At 44.1% G+C, this 16780-nt stretch carries 16 protein-coding genes; 5 read left to right on the forward strand and 11 right to left on the reverse strand.

All coding sequences use genetic code 11. The annotated features are described in order from the left end of the window. The first annotated feature begins 80 nt into the window (after nt 1-80). Nucleotides 81-530 carry a GNAT family N-acetyltransferase gene (locus OH463_RS03655; RefSeq protein ID WP_017818231.1) on the forward strand — a complete coding sequence of 150 codons (450 nt, stop codon included), beginning with the start codon at nt 81-83 and terminating at the stop codon, nt 528-530. A 16-nt stretch (nt 531-546) separates the two neighbouring features. Here the strand turns inward: OH463_RS03655 and OH463_RS03660 are convergent, their stop codons facing one another. After that, a complete protein-coding gene (locus tag OH463_RS03660; RefSeq protein ID WP_029788729.1) occupies nt 547-1206 on the reverse strand; it encodes a hypothetical protein in 660 nt (219 codons plus the stop codon). A gap of 65 nt (nt 1207-1271) precedes the next feature. Continuing rightward, on the reverse strand, nt 1272-1715 hold the full coding sequence (locus OH463_RS03665; protein ID WP_269990557.1) for a c-type cytochrome: 444 nt from the start codon (nt 1713-1715) through the stop codon (nt 1272-1274). Nucleotides 1716-1848: 133 nt separating this feature from the next. On the opposite strand from OH463_RS03665, the gene OH463_RS03670 reads away from it, so the two are divergent. Both OH463_RS03670 and OH463_RS03675 read left to right on the forward strand, forming a co-directional pair. Beyond that, nucleotides 1849-2490, forward strand: coding sequence for a cytochrome b/b6 domain-containing protein (locus OH463_RS03670; protein WP_269990913.1), 642 nt, complete (start codon nt 1849-1851; stop codon nt 2488-2490). Between the two features lie 10 nt (nt 2491-2500). After that, a complete protein-coding gene (locus OH463_RS03675) occupies nt 2501-2929 on the forward strand; it encodes a MarR family winged helix-turn-helix transcriptional regulator (protein WP_009695880.1) in 429 nt (142 codons plus the stop codon). 94 nt (nt 2930-3023) lie between these two features. Here OH463_RS03675 and OH463_RS03680 read toward each other — a convergent pair whose 3' ends face one another. The 4 genes from OH463_RS03680 to OH463_RS03695 all read right to left on the reverse strand — a co-directional run bounded on the left by OH463_RS03680 (nt 3024) and on the right by OH463_RS03695 (nt 5592). Further along, nucleotides 3024-3551, reverse strand: coding sequence for a hypothetical protein (locus OH463_RS03680; protein ID WP_005449560.1), 528 nt, complete (start codon nt 3549-3551; stop codon nt 3024-3026). A 331-nt stretch (nt 3552-3882) separates the two neighbouring features. After that, entirely contained in the window at nt 3883-4254 is a 372-nt protein-coding gene (locus OH463_RS03685; RefSeq protein ID WP_253650093.1) for a c-type cytochrome, read from the reverse strand. A 71-nt stretch (nt 4255-4325) separates the two neighbouring features. After that, nucleotides 4326-4613 (reverse strand): hypothetical protein, encoded by a 288-nt coding sequence (locus OH463_RS03690; protein WP_005449568.1) that lies wholly within the window; start codon nt 4611-4613, stop codon nt 4326-4328. A gap of 61 nt (nt 4614-4674) precedes the next feature. Further along, the gene (locus OH463_RS03695) at nt 4675-5592 is read right to left on the reverse strand and encodes a DMT family transporter (protein WP_005449569.1); all 918 of its coding nucleotides are present in this window, start codon (nt 5590-5592) and stop codon (nt 4675-4677) included. 110 nt (nt 5593-5702) lie between these two features. On the opposite strand from OH463_RS03695, the gene OH463_RS03700 reads away from it, so the two are divergent. Beyond that, complete coding sequence (locus tag OH463_RS03700) at nt 5703-7139, forward strand: aminotransferase-like domain-containing protein (RefSeq protein ID WP_269990561.1); 1437 nt, start codon at nt 5703-5705, stop codon at nt 7137-7139. Between the two features lie 48 nt (nt 7140-7187). Here the strand turns inward: OH463_RS03700 and OH463_RS03705 are convergent, their stop codons facing one another. The 5 genes from OH463_RS03705 to OH463_RS03725 all read right to left on the reverse strand — a co-directional run bounded on the left by OH463_RS03705 (nt 7188) and on the right by OH463_RS03725 (nt 14118). After that, on the reverse strand, nt 7188-8807 hold the full coding sequence (locus tag OH463_RS03705; RefSeq protein WP_269990563.1) for an endonuclease: 1620 nt from the start codon (nt 8805-8807) through the stop codon (nt 7188-7190). A 579-nt stretch (nt 8808-9386) separates the two neighbouring features. Beyond that, nucleotides 9387-11009, reverse strand: a complete 1623-nt coding sequence (locus tag OH463_RS03710) for an alpha-amylase family glycosyl hydrolase (protein ID WP_269990564.1) — start codon at nt 11007-11009, stop codon at nt 9387-9389. A gap of 86 nt (nt 11010-11095) precedes the next feature. Beyond that, nucleotides 11096-11602, reverse strand: a complete 507-nt coding sequence (locus OH463_RS03715; protein ID WP_029788722.1) for a glycosidase — start codon at nt 11600-11602, stop codon at nt 11096-11098. A 328-nt stretch (nt 11603-11930) separates the two neighbouring features. Continuing rightward, nucleotides 11931-12740: a MalM family protein gene (locus OH463_RS03720; protein ID WP_049535344.1), complete on the reverse strand. Its 810-nt coding sequence runs from the start codon at nt 12738-12740 to the stop codon at nt 11931-11933. Nucleotides 12741-12840: 100 nt separating this feature from the next. Further along, nucleotides 12841-14118, reverse strand: coding sequence for a maltoporin (locus OH463_RS03725; RefSeq protein WP_005449575.1), 1278 nt, complete (start codon nt 14116-14118; stop codon nt 12841-12843). Nucleotides 14119-14564: 446 nt separating this feature from the next. Between OH463_RS03725 and glgX the strand changes: the two genes are divergently transcribed. Next, the gene (glgX, locus tag OH463_RS03730) at nt 14565-16532 is read left to right on the forward strand and encodes a glycogen debranching protein GlgX (protein WP_269990567.1); all 1968 of its coding nucleotides are present in this window, start codon (nt 14565-14567) and stop codon (nt 16530-16532) included. Nucleotides 16533-16780 lie beyond the last annotated feature (248 nt).

The following is a 16780-nucleotide window of genomic DNA, read 5'->3' on the forward strand; positions in this document are numbered from 1 at the left end:
GCTAAGATTCCAAGGCTACTTGGGTGCAAAGCCGACCTTTCGATATACTCGCTCGCCCAATGACTTAACACGTAATTGTGATGATTGAATTTAAACCTTTACCACCAAACCAAATTCCAATGACTTTGCTGTTAGAGGCAGACCCTAATCAAGACAACATTGAGCGATATCTTGATACATCCATTGGCTTTGCCGCTATTGAAGACAATCAAATTGTTGGTGCATGTGTGATATTACCTCATTCGAAAACACAAGCTGAAATCATGAACGTTTCAGTCGCGCCAATACATCAACAACGCGGCATTGGTTCAAATCTATTGCGTTTTGCAATTGAAGCCATGAAAAGTCAATCATTTCAAAAACTGATATTGGGAACGGGTACCTTTGGTTATCAACTGACGTATTATCAGCGATTAGGTTTTAGGGTAGAGAGCGTGGACAAAAATCATTTCTTACTCCACTACCCAGAACCAATTTGGGAAAACGGCATTCAACATAAAGATATGCTACGCCTGTATCTTGAGCTTTGAATAAAGAGACTTTCGGTTAACTTTTCATATCTAACTTTTTACCCAAGTATTCAATTTCAAATGTCGCATAGCCAAGCTGAACCGCTTCAAAAGAGTACATTAGGTTTTGTGCCTGCTGCGCATCCTTGGCTAACACAGCGACTGAATAGATTGGACGCTCAATGCCATTGTCGAGTACTTGGGTATTGATATAAGACGAAGTGATTAAACCAGAGTTGTTCAGATTGATAACACGCTGTAAATCGACACCCAATACGCGGTCCATTTCTAAAGCCTCAACCCCCTCTTTCCAACGCAATGTCACACTGTAGTTATCACTCTCAGGCGTGTTATCTAACCATTTAGCACCCAAAGGTTGGATACTCGCGATCTTCACCAAATCTTGTTGGTACATGGGTAAGTCTTGCAGTTTTGCTTGTACTTCCGCTTCGTTTTCTGCTGATAAAACAAAACGCAGAATTTGTACCACTTTACCATCAATACTGCTTGGTAAAACGAACATGTCTTTCACATCACCTTGCTCGATAAGTTGATTAAATGCGGCTTTCTGTTTTGGTAATGTCTGTAAAACCTGCTCGACATCGTTAGTATTCCAGGCTAGTTCAACGCCGTAATCAGCAGCAAAACTTGAGAAAGACGCAACAGCAAGTGTGCTCAATAGGATGATTCTGTTCATAAGGTTACCTTTCATTTTACGATTTTCTTATCTGCTTCAAGTTAAATTCAATGTGGTTGACTCTATTACCAGCGGCTACGATATGCGCGATGGCAACTACGACAAGTACTCTGGGCTTGTTTGAGTCCAGCCTCGGCTGCTGAAACTTGTTGATCTTGCGCTGCTTGATACAGTTGAACGAACCCTTCATCCATTTGCACCATCAAACGATTGAAGTTCTCTGGCTTGCTCCACACTTCTTTCTTCGCTTTGCTATCAGCTTGGCTACCTTGCGGAAACGCTTGTAGCAAATGTTCGCTATGACGAGAGAGTTCATTGCCGATCTGCGCTAAAGCTTGCCAATCGGTATTACTGCCATTCAGAGCCTTGTCCGCTTGCTTCGATAGAGATTCAATTTGCTCAAACGCATTCTGGCGCATGTCGATTTGAGAGCTGAAGTCTTGAGCAAAAAGCGTTGTTGGTACAAAAATGGTCGGTAAAAGTGCAATCAGTGCCAGTGTCTTTTTCATGTCTTTCTCCTAATCGTTCTTCATTGTTGGGTTGTTGGATTTAAATTTACACAACAATCATTGCATACGCAACTATTGTTGTGTAAATTACCATAAAGAAGATCATCACACAACAAAACGATCGAGGTAAATGATGAAGATTTGGGACTTAGCAACAAGGCTCTACCACTGGAGTCAAGTTTTACTTTTTATAACATTGATGGCATCTGGGCTGTCTGGTAACGGTCCTCATATCCAACTTGGATTGGCATTATTCACACTGCTAGTATGGCGAATGGTATGGGGATTCATCGGCAGTGAGACTAACCTATTTCGTCAGTTTCTCCGCTCTCCTGAAGACGTCATTTCTTATTTAAAGGGAAAATCGGCAGCCACTGCTGGTCACAACCCTGCTGGCGGCTGGATGGTAGTAACCATGCTGACAGCACTCTTGCTTCAATGTATTTCTGGAATGGCTCTTGGTGGCGTATTCGACACATGGCCTTATTCGGAAGTTTGGCTTAACGATGACGTATTCGCTGGCATGGAGTGGCTACATCTAACCTTGGCCGATCTTTTACCAATATTGATCGCTTTACATATTGGCGCGATCCTTCTTTATAAATTAAAAGGCAAACCATTAGTGAAAGCCATGATCACTGGTAAACAGACCAAAACAATCAAAGAAACCTCTGTTGCTGAGCAAAAAATTGTCTATCTCGCACCGCAAAGCCGTGCGTTGGGGGTGCTAGTTGCCGCAACATTGGTTACCATGACAATCGTTGCTTTATCATAAGAGAAAGAAAATGAGCGAACAGTTTGATAGACAAGACAGTTTTGGTTGGATGATCAACGTGGTTGCACACGATGCGGCAAAGCGATTTGAGATCGAACTCAAGAAGCATGGTCTCACAGTAGCGCTTTGGCCAACCATGATGTGTTTATGGGAAGAAGAGGGCGTAACACAGCGCGATATTGCGGCGAAATCTAAGGTAGAAAACTCAACCACGACTCGCACTTTGGACAAGCTTGAGAAGCTTGGTTTAGTGGAACGCCACCCTGATCCAAATAGCCGCCGATCATTCCGAATTTACCTCACGGAAGAAGGGCGAAACCTCAAAGAAACCTTGCTGCCAATTCCGTTGAACGTCAATAAAGCACTAATGAGCCCGTTAGAGCCGGCTGAACAGAAAGAGATGTTACGCCTACTAAAAAAGTTGGTCGCAGAGATTTAGCGCTTCGCTGAGTTTTCCAACCAAGAATAAACAAAGCCCTAAGTTCTGAACTTGGGGCTTTGTGTTTTTAGGTGAACGCCAAGTTTGCCCGTACCTAACACCCTTCAGTAACATGCCCTCTTACCACTGAGCGATTTGATGCCTGATTAACGTAATAGAAATAACACGCCTCACTTTCCAAGGTATAGCCCTGCGGCCAGATGTACACCACACGATCTAGACCAGAGTGATCAATAAATTGGTATTTTGGGATCTCAACAAAGTGTGCACTGTTAGGAAATTGATTGCCCATAATACAAAAATCGCTGCCATGGCACGGCTTATCGATGGGTGAATTGCCCTTGGCGGGTAATCCTATTTCCAATAAAGCACGGATACTGTTCGCACTTGCTTCCGGCATGCCACTGAGCATCTTCACTTGATGGTCAACATAAGTGATTTGTTGACTATCCTGTGCATCATCAATAACAACTTTGGCATGAAAAAACTTAAGAGATGTCCCCAGAGAGGACTGTGAACTGTGCAGCATAGACGCGTATGCTTGGCGGTGGATATCGAGCAAGACAGGTAAAGCTGCGAGAGCAATGGATCCCAATGTTGCGAGCACAATGGTGATTTCCATCAACGTAAATCCTTTTGCTTTCACTTCTTATCTCTCGGCATACAGACAAATGATAGTTACCCAAGTAGCCTCTTGATGCTTGATTCAGCGAAATGGCTGAGGGTAAAGGTCGTCGCTCCCACTTCCATGTGAGAACCGAGCCAATATATCGCTGAAATTACGCAGAGAAACGCACTAACTGAGAGAAAAACCGAACCAATTAAGAACTTGAGACCAGCCGCTAAGTTGTGCTGAAACATACTCAGCAATTAGCTAAAAAACTCGACTAAATTCAAACTACTACGGCACAAACGATCAGGTTAAGTATTTGTTTCTAAAATAAGAATCTTATTTAGTTAATACTTTTGATGTATTCAAATATGTCATTGACTTCGTTTTCACTCAGCACAGTTTTGAATGGTGGCATTGCACCGCCCTGCCCATTACCACCTTCCAAGACAGAACCAATCAGCTCCACTTTCGTCCCAAACGGGTTTAAGAGCTCGGCAGATATATTATCGGGTTTAATGTCCATGGCTCTGGCAACAAGACCATCTCCATGCCCTTTATCACCATGACAAGAGACACAATAAGACTCAAAACGCTGCTTTCCTGCGACTAGGTCCGCTTCGCCGTATTGGTTATCGGTAAACCATTTATAGCCTGCAAATCCAGAGCTGGATACAAGCAATAAGAAAACAACAGAGAAAAAGAATTTACGCATGGGTGCCCCTTGTCTTCATTTGCTAAATCAATGAAGACAAGGTAACGAAGGGGATGTCGAAAAAGTGTTGATTAAGCGTTCAACAAAGGGACGTTATTACGTACTAGACCTCGACGCACGCTGGTGCACATTTTGCCAAAGCGACGAATTTCATCAAATTGAGGAGTGATACCGCGTTCCATCGCCGATTCCCAATAACTCAATTCTGAATCGACCATCTCCAACAGTTTTTTAGGACAACCAATGCATTGTCCTTCAGGACCACAAACAAACGTCTCTGGTTCATAAATCGGCAGTTCAGCTTTTACTTGTGCAATGATATCGCGCATTGCGGTCATTCGATCTGGCTTGACGGTCATTACCCGGCTCCACACAATATTGAGAGCCGGATTGTACTCTCTGGCACGCAAATGTCCCTACCTAATTTAGGTATATTTTACGTTTTTGCTTTGCAAACTTTGATTTAAGCGTTGGAAATTCAGGCTTTTTCGCCACCAAATATACTGCGGTCGCTGCCAACACAAAGCCAATAATACCCATCCAATCAAATGACTCACCGAACGCAAACCAAGCTTGAAGCGCCGTGGTTGGAGGCACAAGGTAAAACACAGAAGCAACGCTTGATGCCGCACCATTCTTGACCATGTACAGCAACAATAAAATTGCTACGCAAGACAGAACAACCACTAACCAAATCAAGGTGAAAATAAACTCCGCTGTCCATTGCACCTGCATGGTTTCAAACTGCATTGCAACAGGTAGAAACATCACCAATGCCGCCAAATATTGCACCGTTGCGCCTCCCACCATGTCCACTTGTTGACAGTATTTCTTTTGATACAACGTGCCGACGGTAATACCAAACAGAGATGACAAACACACACCAATCGCTAAAGTTTTGTGCAAATCCGACTGCCATTCCATCTTACCCATCAGCACCATCGCAATGCCGACAAAGCCCAATGACAAACCAATCCATTGTGATGGCTTAAATTGCTCAGAAGCGAACACTACCAGCAGCACGGCAGTTAAAATGGGCTGTATACCTACCAATAACGAGCTTAGTCCTGCTGGCATACCCAAACTAATAGCAAAGTACGTCCCACCTAAATAAAAACCGTGAATCAATACACCAACCACACAACTGTGCCAAAAGTCCTTGCCCGTTGGAATACGACGACGCAGCAAGACCACTATCACTAGGAACAGCAAAACATTAAACGCCATGCGAATCGACAATAAGGTTGCTGGTTCAGCGTATTGCAAACCAAAGCGCGCGCCGACAAACCCAGAAGCCCAAAGAATAACGAATACAAAAGGAATGGCTCTGATTAACATGATGCGCCCTCACTCTACCTGTTTTTAAATTTTGAATGTTTTTCAATCTCGAATGTTGCTAATGTAGTTAGGTACAGTGTTTTCAAAAAGTGACAGATGGAAGTGTTTTTATGGGTACAGATTTAATCAGTACGCTTGATGCGAATAAGTACTTGATCGTCGAGCATCACCTCAAACAAGCGATCAGTAATGGGGTCTATCAACCGGACGATAAGTTACCTTCCATCCGTCTATTAAGCACCGAGCTTAAAGTAAGTAAAAACACGGTGATCCGTGCCTACCAAGAGCTGGAAGCGCAAAGCATGGTTTATTCTGTGCCCAAATCCGGTTATCGCGTAAAACCCACGGAACAAAGTGAAGCCAAGATCGCCAAGCCTACGCGTGTGGATTTACTTTCCGTGTGTAAGCAAATCCTCACTTACCCTGAGTATCAAGAGCGGCTTCCGACTGGTTCTGCACACCCAAATATTGATGCCCCAGCAATCAAAAGTCTGTATGCCGAAATTGGTCGCCATAGTCGCCAGCAAAGCCATATATCCAGCCATTATCAATTGCCACCAGGCGATGATTTGTTGATCAAACAGTTGGCTAAGATCACTCAAGATCTGGGAACCCCTGCGAATGTTGACGATCTTCTGGTAACCCATGGTGCCCAACAAGCAATCAGCCTTGCATTAAGAGCAACAACACAAGCCGGCGATATTGTCGCTGTCGAATCACCGTGCTATTTCGGTAACTTATTAATGCTTGAATCGCTTGGTTTACAAGTGGTTGAGATCCCAAGCTGCCCCCGAGATGGTATGGACCCAGACGCACTAGAAAAAGCAATGGCAACATGGGAGATCAAAGTCATTGTCGTCACACCGAACTTTACCAATCCAACCGGCTCTCTGATGCCACTTGAAAGACGAAAGCAGCTACTCGCGGTCTCTAGAGACGTTCCCATCATTGAAGATGATGTATTTGGTGCGTTGAGCTTCGATAAGACTTTGCCAAGCCTACGAAAATTGGATGAAAAACAACGAGTGATCTATGTGAATTCTTTATCGAAAACGCTCGATTCACGGCTTCGCATTGGTTGGATGCTGGCAGGGCGTTATCGCGCTCAGGTCGAGCAGTATTTATTGTGTGAAAACATGGGCAGCTTGAACTTGATGCAATCAGCGGTAGCGACCTTTTTGACGTCGGGGAAATATCGCGCGCATACGGCGCGAATGTGTCGCGTGTACCAAGCAAACGTCCGTCGATATTTGCAAATGCTAAATCAATGTTTAGACGTGCACTTTGAATTAAAAAATAATTATCAAATCAATGCCGTACAAGGCTCATTCTTACTTTGGTTACGCTTACCACCAAAAACTGACAGCTACGCGCTCTATCAAGCCTGTAATGAACACAAGATCAGTATTCTACCCGGCTCTGTATTTGGCACGCAGGGGCAGTACCAAAACTGTATCCGCCTCAGTGTGGCGAACTTCGGAGCTGAAAAAAACTGGCAGCCAGCTATGGAAACCCTCGCCAAGCTCATCGCGAAGTTTGCACAATAAAAACAAAGCCGCCCAAGTGGACGGCTTTATTAGGGTCTGTTGACGAGATTAGTTACCCCAAACCATTTCGACAAATTCCGGATGATCGATGTACGGGTTACGGTTACCCTGGAAATCAAATACCTGTTGGTTACGATTGATTTCTTTCGCGCTCACCGGATCGTTTTTGTGCCAACGCTTAAGCATGTTAAGCATCCATGGTTCAAATACCGTCGTGCTTGTGCCATTGAGTACAGCGTCTGAACTGCTTGAGTTCTTTTCCCAATTACCAATCACGTTTTCGTATCGTGTTGCCATGTAGAAGTAAGCACGAGCGAAGTCACCTTTAAACTCATCAATTGGCTCAAATACTGTGCCTGAGTAGCCCAAAGATGCGCTGGCTGAACCTAATTTTGAGCCATTATTAGAAACATAAGTGCTGCTACCCACCTCGCCAAATGGCCAGTTGCTACGCTTAGCATTCACATAACCATCGGTCGCAAACAAATGATGACCGTCTGAGTTCATTGGTTCAACTTTGCCACCAAACCAGCTTTTCGGGAATGAGTGTTCGCGGTTATAGCAATCCCCTTCAGCTTTGTATTGACCACACTGATCTGTCACTTTGGTAAAGCTGACAGCATCATTACCCAATGGTTTTTCTGAGTACATGTCTAGGATTGTGCCGTCTTTTTCATAGTAGTTGTCCAGATCGGCATCTTTCACCAATGTCCAAATCGCAGAGTAGCCACGACCAGTGTGGTTATTGATGATATTGAACAACGCCGTTTTCAATGCAAAACCTGTTTTGCCTTCCGCCGCTTTGTAATATTCCCCGACGACCGGTGGTGTAGTTGTTTCACCCAGCGTGAAACTGGTGGTTTGCGTTTTAGTAAATTCACCACCTGAAGCAAGCGTTTTTTGACCAAGCATCAAAGCGTACGAGCCGTTACCGCTGCTGCAACAAATGCCGTCACCGTAGCTATCATTGATGGTAAATTGATAGTCACCATCGGTTAAGCACATGGTCTTTTCATAGGTTTTAGAAGAGTCGAAACCTTGACCAGAGAAGAGTACTTTTGATTGACTGTCATTCAGTTCCCAGCTGGTTTCTGAGCCGTAACTATCAGTCGTCAAAGTCAGTCGGATTTCATTATCATTACAGCTTTCAACCGGAGGCTGAGTACCTCCACCGTCTTGGTTAGGTAGGAAGTTATCGACATACACTACTTCAGAGCCATCAAAGCCCGATTCATCATAGAATCTCAGACCAACGTTAATGGTTTTATTTGATGATGCGGTATAACTGTGTGTGAGCTGTTGCCATTGATTGGTTTGCTTAGGGTTTGAATAACCATGGTACCCATCAACAATCAGACGCGCTTTAACATTGCCTTCAGTGTGATAAACAGACACTGCAAATGGATAGGTTTTCCCTTGCTCCACATTAATGGTTTGCAGAAAGTCCGTGTTGCTTTGGGTACCCGTATTCACGACTACTTGCGCCGCTAAACCACCGGACTGCACTTGGTTACTAGTGGGAGATACCGCAATACCAGAGTCAATCACAGCCCATTGTGTTGGCGAATTGCCATTCCACTGTTCGAAGTCACCGTTGATGACGTCACTGTAGGCGAATGGAGAGCAAAGCAAAGGTAGGATAAAGAGGGGTTTCGCTATGGATTTCATTATAATTTTCCATTGGTTATATAAATCCAAGAAAAGATAAACATAATGATCACATATAAATAAGCGTTAACTCACAATTTTACGTTGCACGAATGTGAATATTCTCATTATCGTGCAGAGCATCTCACAAATTGCGTACTGTTTCTCGATTTGGATAGCACCGTTTGTTCGATATAAAACAGTAAGATAGAACATGCGTATAGAGATAGAGATAGAGATAGAGATAGAGATAGAGATAGGAATCGAAACAACAGAACTTGTCATACCCAATTAACTTCAAGATACAGGATTCAGAGCGTTGTCATGGATTTCCTGTTTCCCCGAAGGGTACTCTTTGCAAACAGTAAGACCTTGTCCTGTAGACTTTACTGTCGGCTCTTGATTTAGAAGAACTAAACCTTTAAATCGCCGCCACGTCTACAAAACTAAATCACTCTCGCTGAGCCAAGCATCTCGGAATTAGCTGGGTATATGATTTCTAAAACCTACAAAAAAAGCCAAGTGAGTCTCTATGGGGGTAGAAGACTGCACTTGGCTTTGGATAGAAATAAAATACTAATGAGCAAGTAGCCTTAGATGCTATTGCACACTCGGCGTTACTTTAAAGAATCGCCCTTGTAGTGCGGACATTGGGATCTGGTATTGCCCATTACTTGGTGTGATTGTTTGGTTCGTTAGCAAGTCCACCAGCGCTTGAGAGCTACCCACTTGCGTCTCAGTCAAAATAACGTTTCGAGCGCTTTCTAATGTATTAAGCGCAAACAACACCTGATCACTGCCAGACTTTTTCAGATCGACATAACTACCATTGCTTGCCGCTAAGTTAACGCGAGAACCTTGATACAGGGCAGGATGAGCAGCACGCATCGCCATCAAAGACTTAACGTAATTTTTTAGGTCAACTTGATTTGCATCCAAGGTTGCTGTCACACCCTCAATCTTAGCGCTGCTGCGGGCGACATGGTCATCGCACACGCCTCGCACGGCGCAGGTGTTATTGTCTTCTTTCGCAGCAAACCCATCAACTTGATCGCCAATTTCGTCGCCGTAGTAGAGCGTAATTGGTCCGGTATAAGCCGCTTGGAAAGCAAACGCAGCCTTATGACGTTGCCAATACTCGGCGTCATTAATATCAGCCATACCGCCGCGTTGAAGTAAGTCACCAAAACGAACTAAATCGTGGTTGCCAATCATTAAGTTTGGCTGCGCATGGGATGGATACTGATTGTGCGTTTGGTAGCCATTATCCAACCAATCAACACCTCGCCCACCCACGCCACTTTCATTTACCGCTAACGTTTCTACGATGCGGTAACGCATTGGGAAGTCGAACGCCGAGCACAACGCGGGATCATCCGCAGACCCATACGCTTCACTTGCGATATCAGATTCGCCCTTCCAAATCTCTGCAACCATATAGCCAAGAGGGTTAACGTCTTTGCCATCAGCATTGGTGTAAGTCACACTTTGCGAAGCATCATCGACGGCTTTGCGGATCTGTGTCCATGCATCCGTTGGTACTTGATACGCCTGATCCAAACGCCAGCCGTCGATCTTCAGCTCTTTCACCCAATAGGTCGCCACTTCTTTGTAGAAGTCTAAGCTGGCAGGATAATCAACAGGATTACTACCACCAGTAGGCAGCAAGCCAGACGGAGAAGGTTTGATCAATCCCTCTTTGTGGTGACCGAATACGCCATCAAAAAAGACATACAAACCACGCTTGTGTGCCTCATTAACTAAGGTTCTTGCCGTTTCTAAATCGCCAAAGCGAGGATCAATCTTAAAATAATCCGTAGCAAAATAACCCGTTGCATCCAAACGATCTGCCCAGTGATCTTGTCCCGCAATCGCTTGAGACTCAAAAACTGGCGTCAACCAAATCGCATTCATGCCTAAGTCTTGGATATAATCCAGGGAATCAATGATGCCTTGTAAGTCGCCATTGTGATGACTGGTACCATATCCGGTCCCATGACCTATGTTTGAATCACCATCGACAAAGCTCTCAACCATGATCTGATACGTGCGAAGCTGATTACTCTGCTCCATCACATTCGTTTGGCAGGCATAACTCGAATCTGGAAGTGGTGTACTGCCACTATCACTGCTACCAGAGGAATTACATGCCGATAAAACACCGACAACACTCAACGCAATAAGCGATTTACCAAGCAGTTTATTATATCGGATATTGTGCATTAAACTCTCCCAAATAAAATTAACCCCGACACGTTCTCCATGTAGGGGTTAATAAAAAAAGCAAATCTAAATAACGAAATGGAATATTATTGGCACTTATTAACCATTACATGAAGTGGTTTGCCTTCGCCTTCAAATTGAAGACTCCAAACATATTTACCATCTTCTTTAATATCAACCGCTGTATCCGTTCCGTAGCCACCGAAAGTCAGTGGTGTTAATTCACCCACGTTCATTCGATTGCCTTTCGCAGTAAATTGTGGGAACCACAACTCTGTCGCGTACTGCATTTTGTAAGAGCCTGCTTTTTCTTGCGTCACAACTTGGTAGAAGTTATTACCTTTATAAGTGTATTGGCGTTGAGGTACATGCTTCCAATCTGAATCAGCAAACGTACCAACAACAAACAGTGGCTTAGAAATTGGACCTTTCGCCGTACTATCTGGGTTATCACAAGCCGCCATAAAAGCGACGACTTCATCTTGAGATAGATTAACAATAGGCTCAGCCGCCGCTTCTGGTTCTGCCGTTGATTGACAACCAGCAAGAGCAACAAGTAAGGCAGCAGCAAGTGATGTTTTCATCATGTTCATTTTCACGTTAATTCCTTTTTAATATTCCAAAGTAAATAAAAACTCACCAAGTTGGTAAAAGTTTAATATTTAAAAAGAACAAAATATCGAACTACCGATAAAGAATATTATTCCATATCTTGCTGAGCCAGATTACTTTGATAGGTTTAATTATTTCCTAATCGATGACGAGTAAGGTTAGGAACACAATTTAATTATTGATCTGTTAAATATAAAAAACAAAGTAAAACAAATAAATTTGTGAATAAGCTAACTATATGTAGGGGTGAGTTTTAAACACTCAAATAGAGTAATAAAAAAGGTCAGCATATCGCTGACCTTTTTTAAATTATTTTGTATTTACTGCTTTCACAAATGCTTCTTGTGCACCTTCGATGCCCAATTCTTTCGCTTCATCAAGCAGTGTTAGTGCTTTCGGAATATCATTAGCCGCGACCGCTGCTTTAATCGAGCTGTGGTAGTAGCTGGTTAAATCCGTACCTTGTGGGATATTGTCGTTTTTCGCGACAATTTTAGTATTCACGATATCGTTCGCGGATACTGAGAAGCGGAACTGACCAAGTGGGCTGTGTTTCGCTTGAGGATCTGCAATATCTGGCGGCTGAGTGTGATTTGCCAGTGCGAAGGCTTTTGCAGGGTGAAGAACTTCTGAACTTCCTTTTAGATCATCGGAAGTGGTGTAAACCAACACATGCAAATCGTTACCTGTCATGTCTGGAATTACATTCATTTCAAGTACGAACTTATCGTTATCCAGTAGTTTTGCTGGCACGTACTCAAACTTTGAAAAATCTGCTTGGTAAATAGGTTCACCCGCCGCATTCATTACAACGACGTTTGGTGCATAGAACTCTAGGTTCTTGTTTACGAATGTCTCTAGTTTGATATCGAGACTGCCGCGATTACCCGGTAGAGCGAACGCTGCAATTGCGCCTGCGCTATTACCATCTAATAGCATTTGGCTTTTATCAGTCAAAGCGAACTCAGTAACCGCAGGTACATCAATTGGTACCCATTGAATATCACCCGACTGCGTGATCACTTGTTGCTGACCTTTCGGGCTCATGTCTACTTGTTCTACAGAAGAACAACCCGTAGCCAACATTCCCAACAGCACGGGAGCAAGCCATTTTTTCATTACCGTCTACCTCGACTCGTTATTGTTTTTGAAATAAATACAGCCAGATAGGTTCTGGCTGTATCATTCTAGGACAATTTAGGACTTAATGGTTAGATGATTACCACCAAGCTTCCGCTTGTACACCGAACTGGAATGTATCGTCAGAACGACCGTTGTCGAATGTGTTTGAGTTGTCCGCTTTATCCGCTGTTAGGTAAGAAGCGTATAGACGGATTTCAGGACGAGCCCAGAAGCTAGAACCAGCAGACCATGCTTGAGCAACTGTTAGCTTACCGTATTTGTTTTCGTCACCGTCGTTATCATCAATCGCGTAACCCGCTTCGAAGATAGTTTTGTGGTTGTCGTCCCATTTGTACATTGGACGAACGACTACAGACATAGTTTCCCACTTGTCTTGACCAGCCCACATTTCTTCACCAACACCGTATACTAACTGGTGACCCATTTCCCAGCTGTCACCCATGCCGATTACACCCCAGTTGATTAGGCGGTAACCAGATGCGCCATCTTTCGCTTCTGCACCGTACCAGCTACCGTCACCGTAAAACGCCATTGTTTTAGAGTAACCTTCAGTACCGTACTGAACTACAGTTTTGTTGAAGCCTGAATCTAGACCTTGAGTCAATTCAGCTGTGAACATTACGCCATCTTTTGCATCTTTAGTGCTGTTTGGCGCAGCGTCAGTTTCGTTAACTAGTGCGTAGTTAAGACCTAGCTCTAGAGAAGCGTTGTTCCATAGTTGAAGACCTGCGTAACGTGCATCAAGTGTGTTTACGTTTGCAGCTTTACCGTCGTTACCTGGGTCAGTGATGTCGCTACGGTCGTTACGTACCCATGCTAGAGATAGTTTACCTGGACCCGCTTCGATGTTTTCGATACCAGCACCAGCACCAGAAATGTTCCAGTAGTAGAAGTCAGAGATATGGATATCGTGACGTTGGTAGTAACGTTTACCAGCCCATAGCGTTGCTTCTGGAGCGAAGTCTAGAACGCCTTTAGCTTGAACGTTGAACTGACGTAGAGCAAATTGTGCATCGTCAACACACTCTACTTTGTCGCCCTTAGCATTTAGACCACAGTTAGCCGAAGTGCTTTCCCAGTCGTTTGAACCGTTAGAAGTCATTGCGAACATTGAGTCAACGTAGAACGTTTTACCGTTGTTGTTGTAAACTTCTTTACCTAGTTGAACTTCACCGTATACATCGCCTTCGTTACCTAGACGACCGATTTTGTTCTTCTCAAATGTTACTTGTTGGCCACCATCAGCGCTCACACCAACACCAGCACGCATGTAACCGTGGAAATCCACTGCGAAAGCAGAACCAGCAGCTAAAGTTGCAGCAACAGCAGCAGCAATTACACTTACTTTTTTCATTCTTAACTCCATTAAGGGTATTTATAATTCTGTCTTCCCTGCTCACTCTTTTAGGTGAATATAGGCAGTAAAAATGCACCTAAAGAAAGAGAGGTAAGATGGGAACAAGTCCCCGTTTGTTTCAACAGTCTTAAGATTACCCAAGGCGTACAAGGATGACGTCCTCCACCCCAAACTAATTTAGGGGGGATGAGAAAGGATGAGAAAAATTACCGAATGGTGTTTTTTCGAGTCAGATCACCAATCTAGGGAGGAATTAGTAAGTTTCTTCGGTTTATAGTGGCTACAAAGTGATAGCCATTTCATATTTTCGTCAAAAATAGGACGTAGAAAGTAATTTAATTACAGTGATAATTTTCGTTCTAAGGTGGTTGACCTAAGTAAGACAAAGTTTTTTACTTATAGTTTCTTAAAGGTAGCAATAAATATTAAAAAAAGTATCTCTGATGACACGACTTCACTCTCGCCCCTACCCACTTGGTGCAACCCTAAATAAAGAAGGTTGTAACTTCGCTATTCATGCGCCAAGCAGTAAAGACATTCAACTTGCGCTCTTTGCAGAAGACGGCAGCTATGCACTGTACGACTTACCAAATGAATATGCAGGTATTCGTCATACTTTTATTCCAGACATTAAATCTGGGCAAAAGTATGGCTATGTGGTGACGCATCAAGACCAACCTTTGCTGATTTCTGATCCTTACGCAAAGTCGATTGATAAAGCCCTCCACTACCAACCTCCTTTCTCTCCTGCAAAAAGCTTTGATATGCCTAAATGTGTCGTTATCGAGGATCACTTCGATTGGCAAGACACCGATCACCCTCGCATACCAAGAGAAGAGATGGTGTTATTTGAAACCCACGTAAAAGGGTTAACTCAACAACACCCAGAGGTCCCAAGTGATGACAGAGGACGTTACCTAGGTTTATCGTCACCTGAGATGTTGGCGTTTTACAAACAACAAAACATCAATACGTTGCAATTGCTACCTGTTGCTGCGTGTATGCACGAGCCGCATTTGCTTAAGATGGATAAGGTGAACTATTGGGGTTACAACCCTTACCTTTTCATGGTGCCAGATCCTCGTTATGCCGAAAAAGATGCCGTCACAGAACTCAAAACTACTATTCGAGAGCTGCACAAGCACGGCATCGAAGTGATTCTTGATGTCGTGTACAACCACACGGCGGAAGGCGGTGAAGGTCCGACTATCTTCAACCTAAAAGCACTCGATCCTCGCTGTTACATCAAGCATGGTCCTCACTATGCGAACTTCACTGGTTGTGGCAACACGGTGGACCTGACTTATCAGCCAGCACTTAACCTCGTTATGGATACGCTGCGTTACTGGGTGAGCGAATTTAAAGTTGATGGTTTCCGTTTTGACTTGGCAGCAACACTCGGTCGCCAAGGGGACGATTACAACCCTGAAGCGGCATTCTTTAAATCGGTCGCGCAAGACCCAGTTCTTCGCGAGACAAAGCTGATTGCAGAACCTTGGGACATCGGTCCTAATGGCTACCAAGTGGGTAACTTCCCATTTGGTTGGAACGAGTGTAACGACAAACTACGAGACATCTCCCGCAGCTTCTGGCGCGGCGATCAAGGTTACCTAAAAGAGTTTGCGACGCGCTTGATGGGCTCTCGTGATATCTACAGCGCAGCGAACTGGCCTTACAAACTCACGGTCAACTACATCACATATCACGACGGCTTTACCTTGCAAGATCTCGTGTCTTACAAGCAAAAACATAACGAAGCCAACGGCGAAGAGAACCGTGACGGTCATGGTGATAACCGCTCGGAAAACTATGGCGTTGAAGGTGAAACCGAAAACCTAATGATCATCGCTACACGCGAAAAGCAAAAACGCAACCTGATTGCTAGCTTGCTGTTTGCGTTCGGTATTCCTCATATCCTGACTGCAGATGTGTTATCCCATACGCAAGGTGGCAACAACAACGCCTACTGTCAGGATAACGAGACTAGCTGGTTGAGCTGGGCGACGTCTGAGCGCAAGCAAGATTTCAAAGCATGGATTTCACAAATGGTGGCAAACCGTAATCAATACATGGTGCCATTCATTCGTGCTTTTAGTGGTGAAAATCGTAATAACAACCGCATCTTCTGGCGTCGTATTGATGGCAGCTTGATGGAACATGACGATTGGAACCGTTTAAGCTCAGTAGCGCTGCATTTAGGCATTGGTAAAGAAGGGCAAGAGTTGGTTTACTTGATCAACCAAACCAATGCACCAGCGCGCTTCAAGCTGCCAAGTGAGCGTGGTCAAGAATGGGTGACGGTGTGCGATACCAACGTACGTAACCTAAACCCAGGACATGCGGAAGGAGAAGTCCTGCTGTCTCCAACTTCGATGGCAATTTTGCACTATAACCCAAATCAAGAAGCCTAACAGATTCGCCGTCCAATCCTATAAGTTCTTACAAACCCAGCTGCATGCTGGGTTTGTTTTATGGACGTTTCGAGCAGATATCCATCAATCAGGTCAAAGAACACACCATACGCATTGATGCGATAATGAAACTAATCTAATATCGTTAGCCAAATCACATTTATAATATCTACAACGTAATTTGGCACCATGGCTTTACCTAAATTCTTAATCCGTATTCTGCGGCCTTACCTGCTACTTCTCGCAGG

It is taken from the genome of Vibrio sp. NFR, assembly GCF_027587095.1.
GTDB classification, from domain to species: Bacteria; Pseudomonadota; Gammaproteobacteria; order Enterobacterales; family Vibrionaceae; genus Vibrio; species Vibrio harveyi.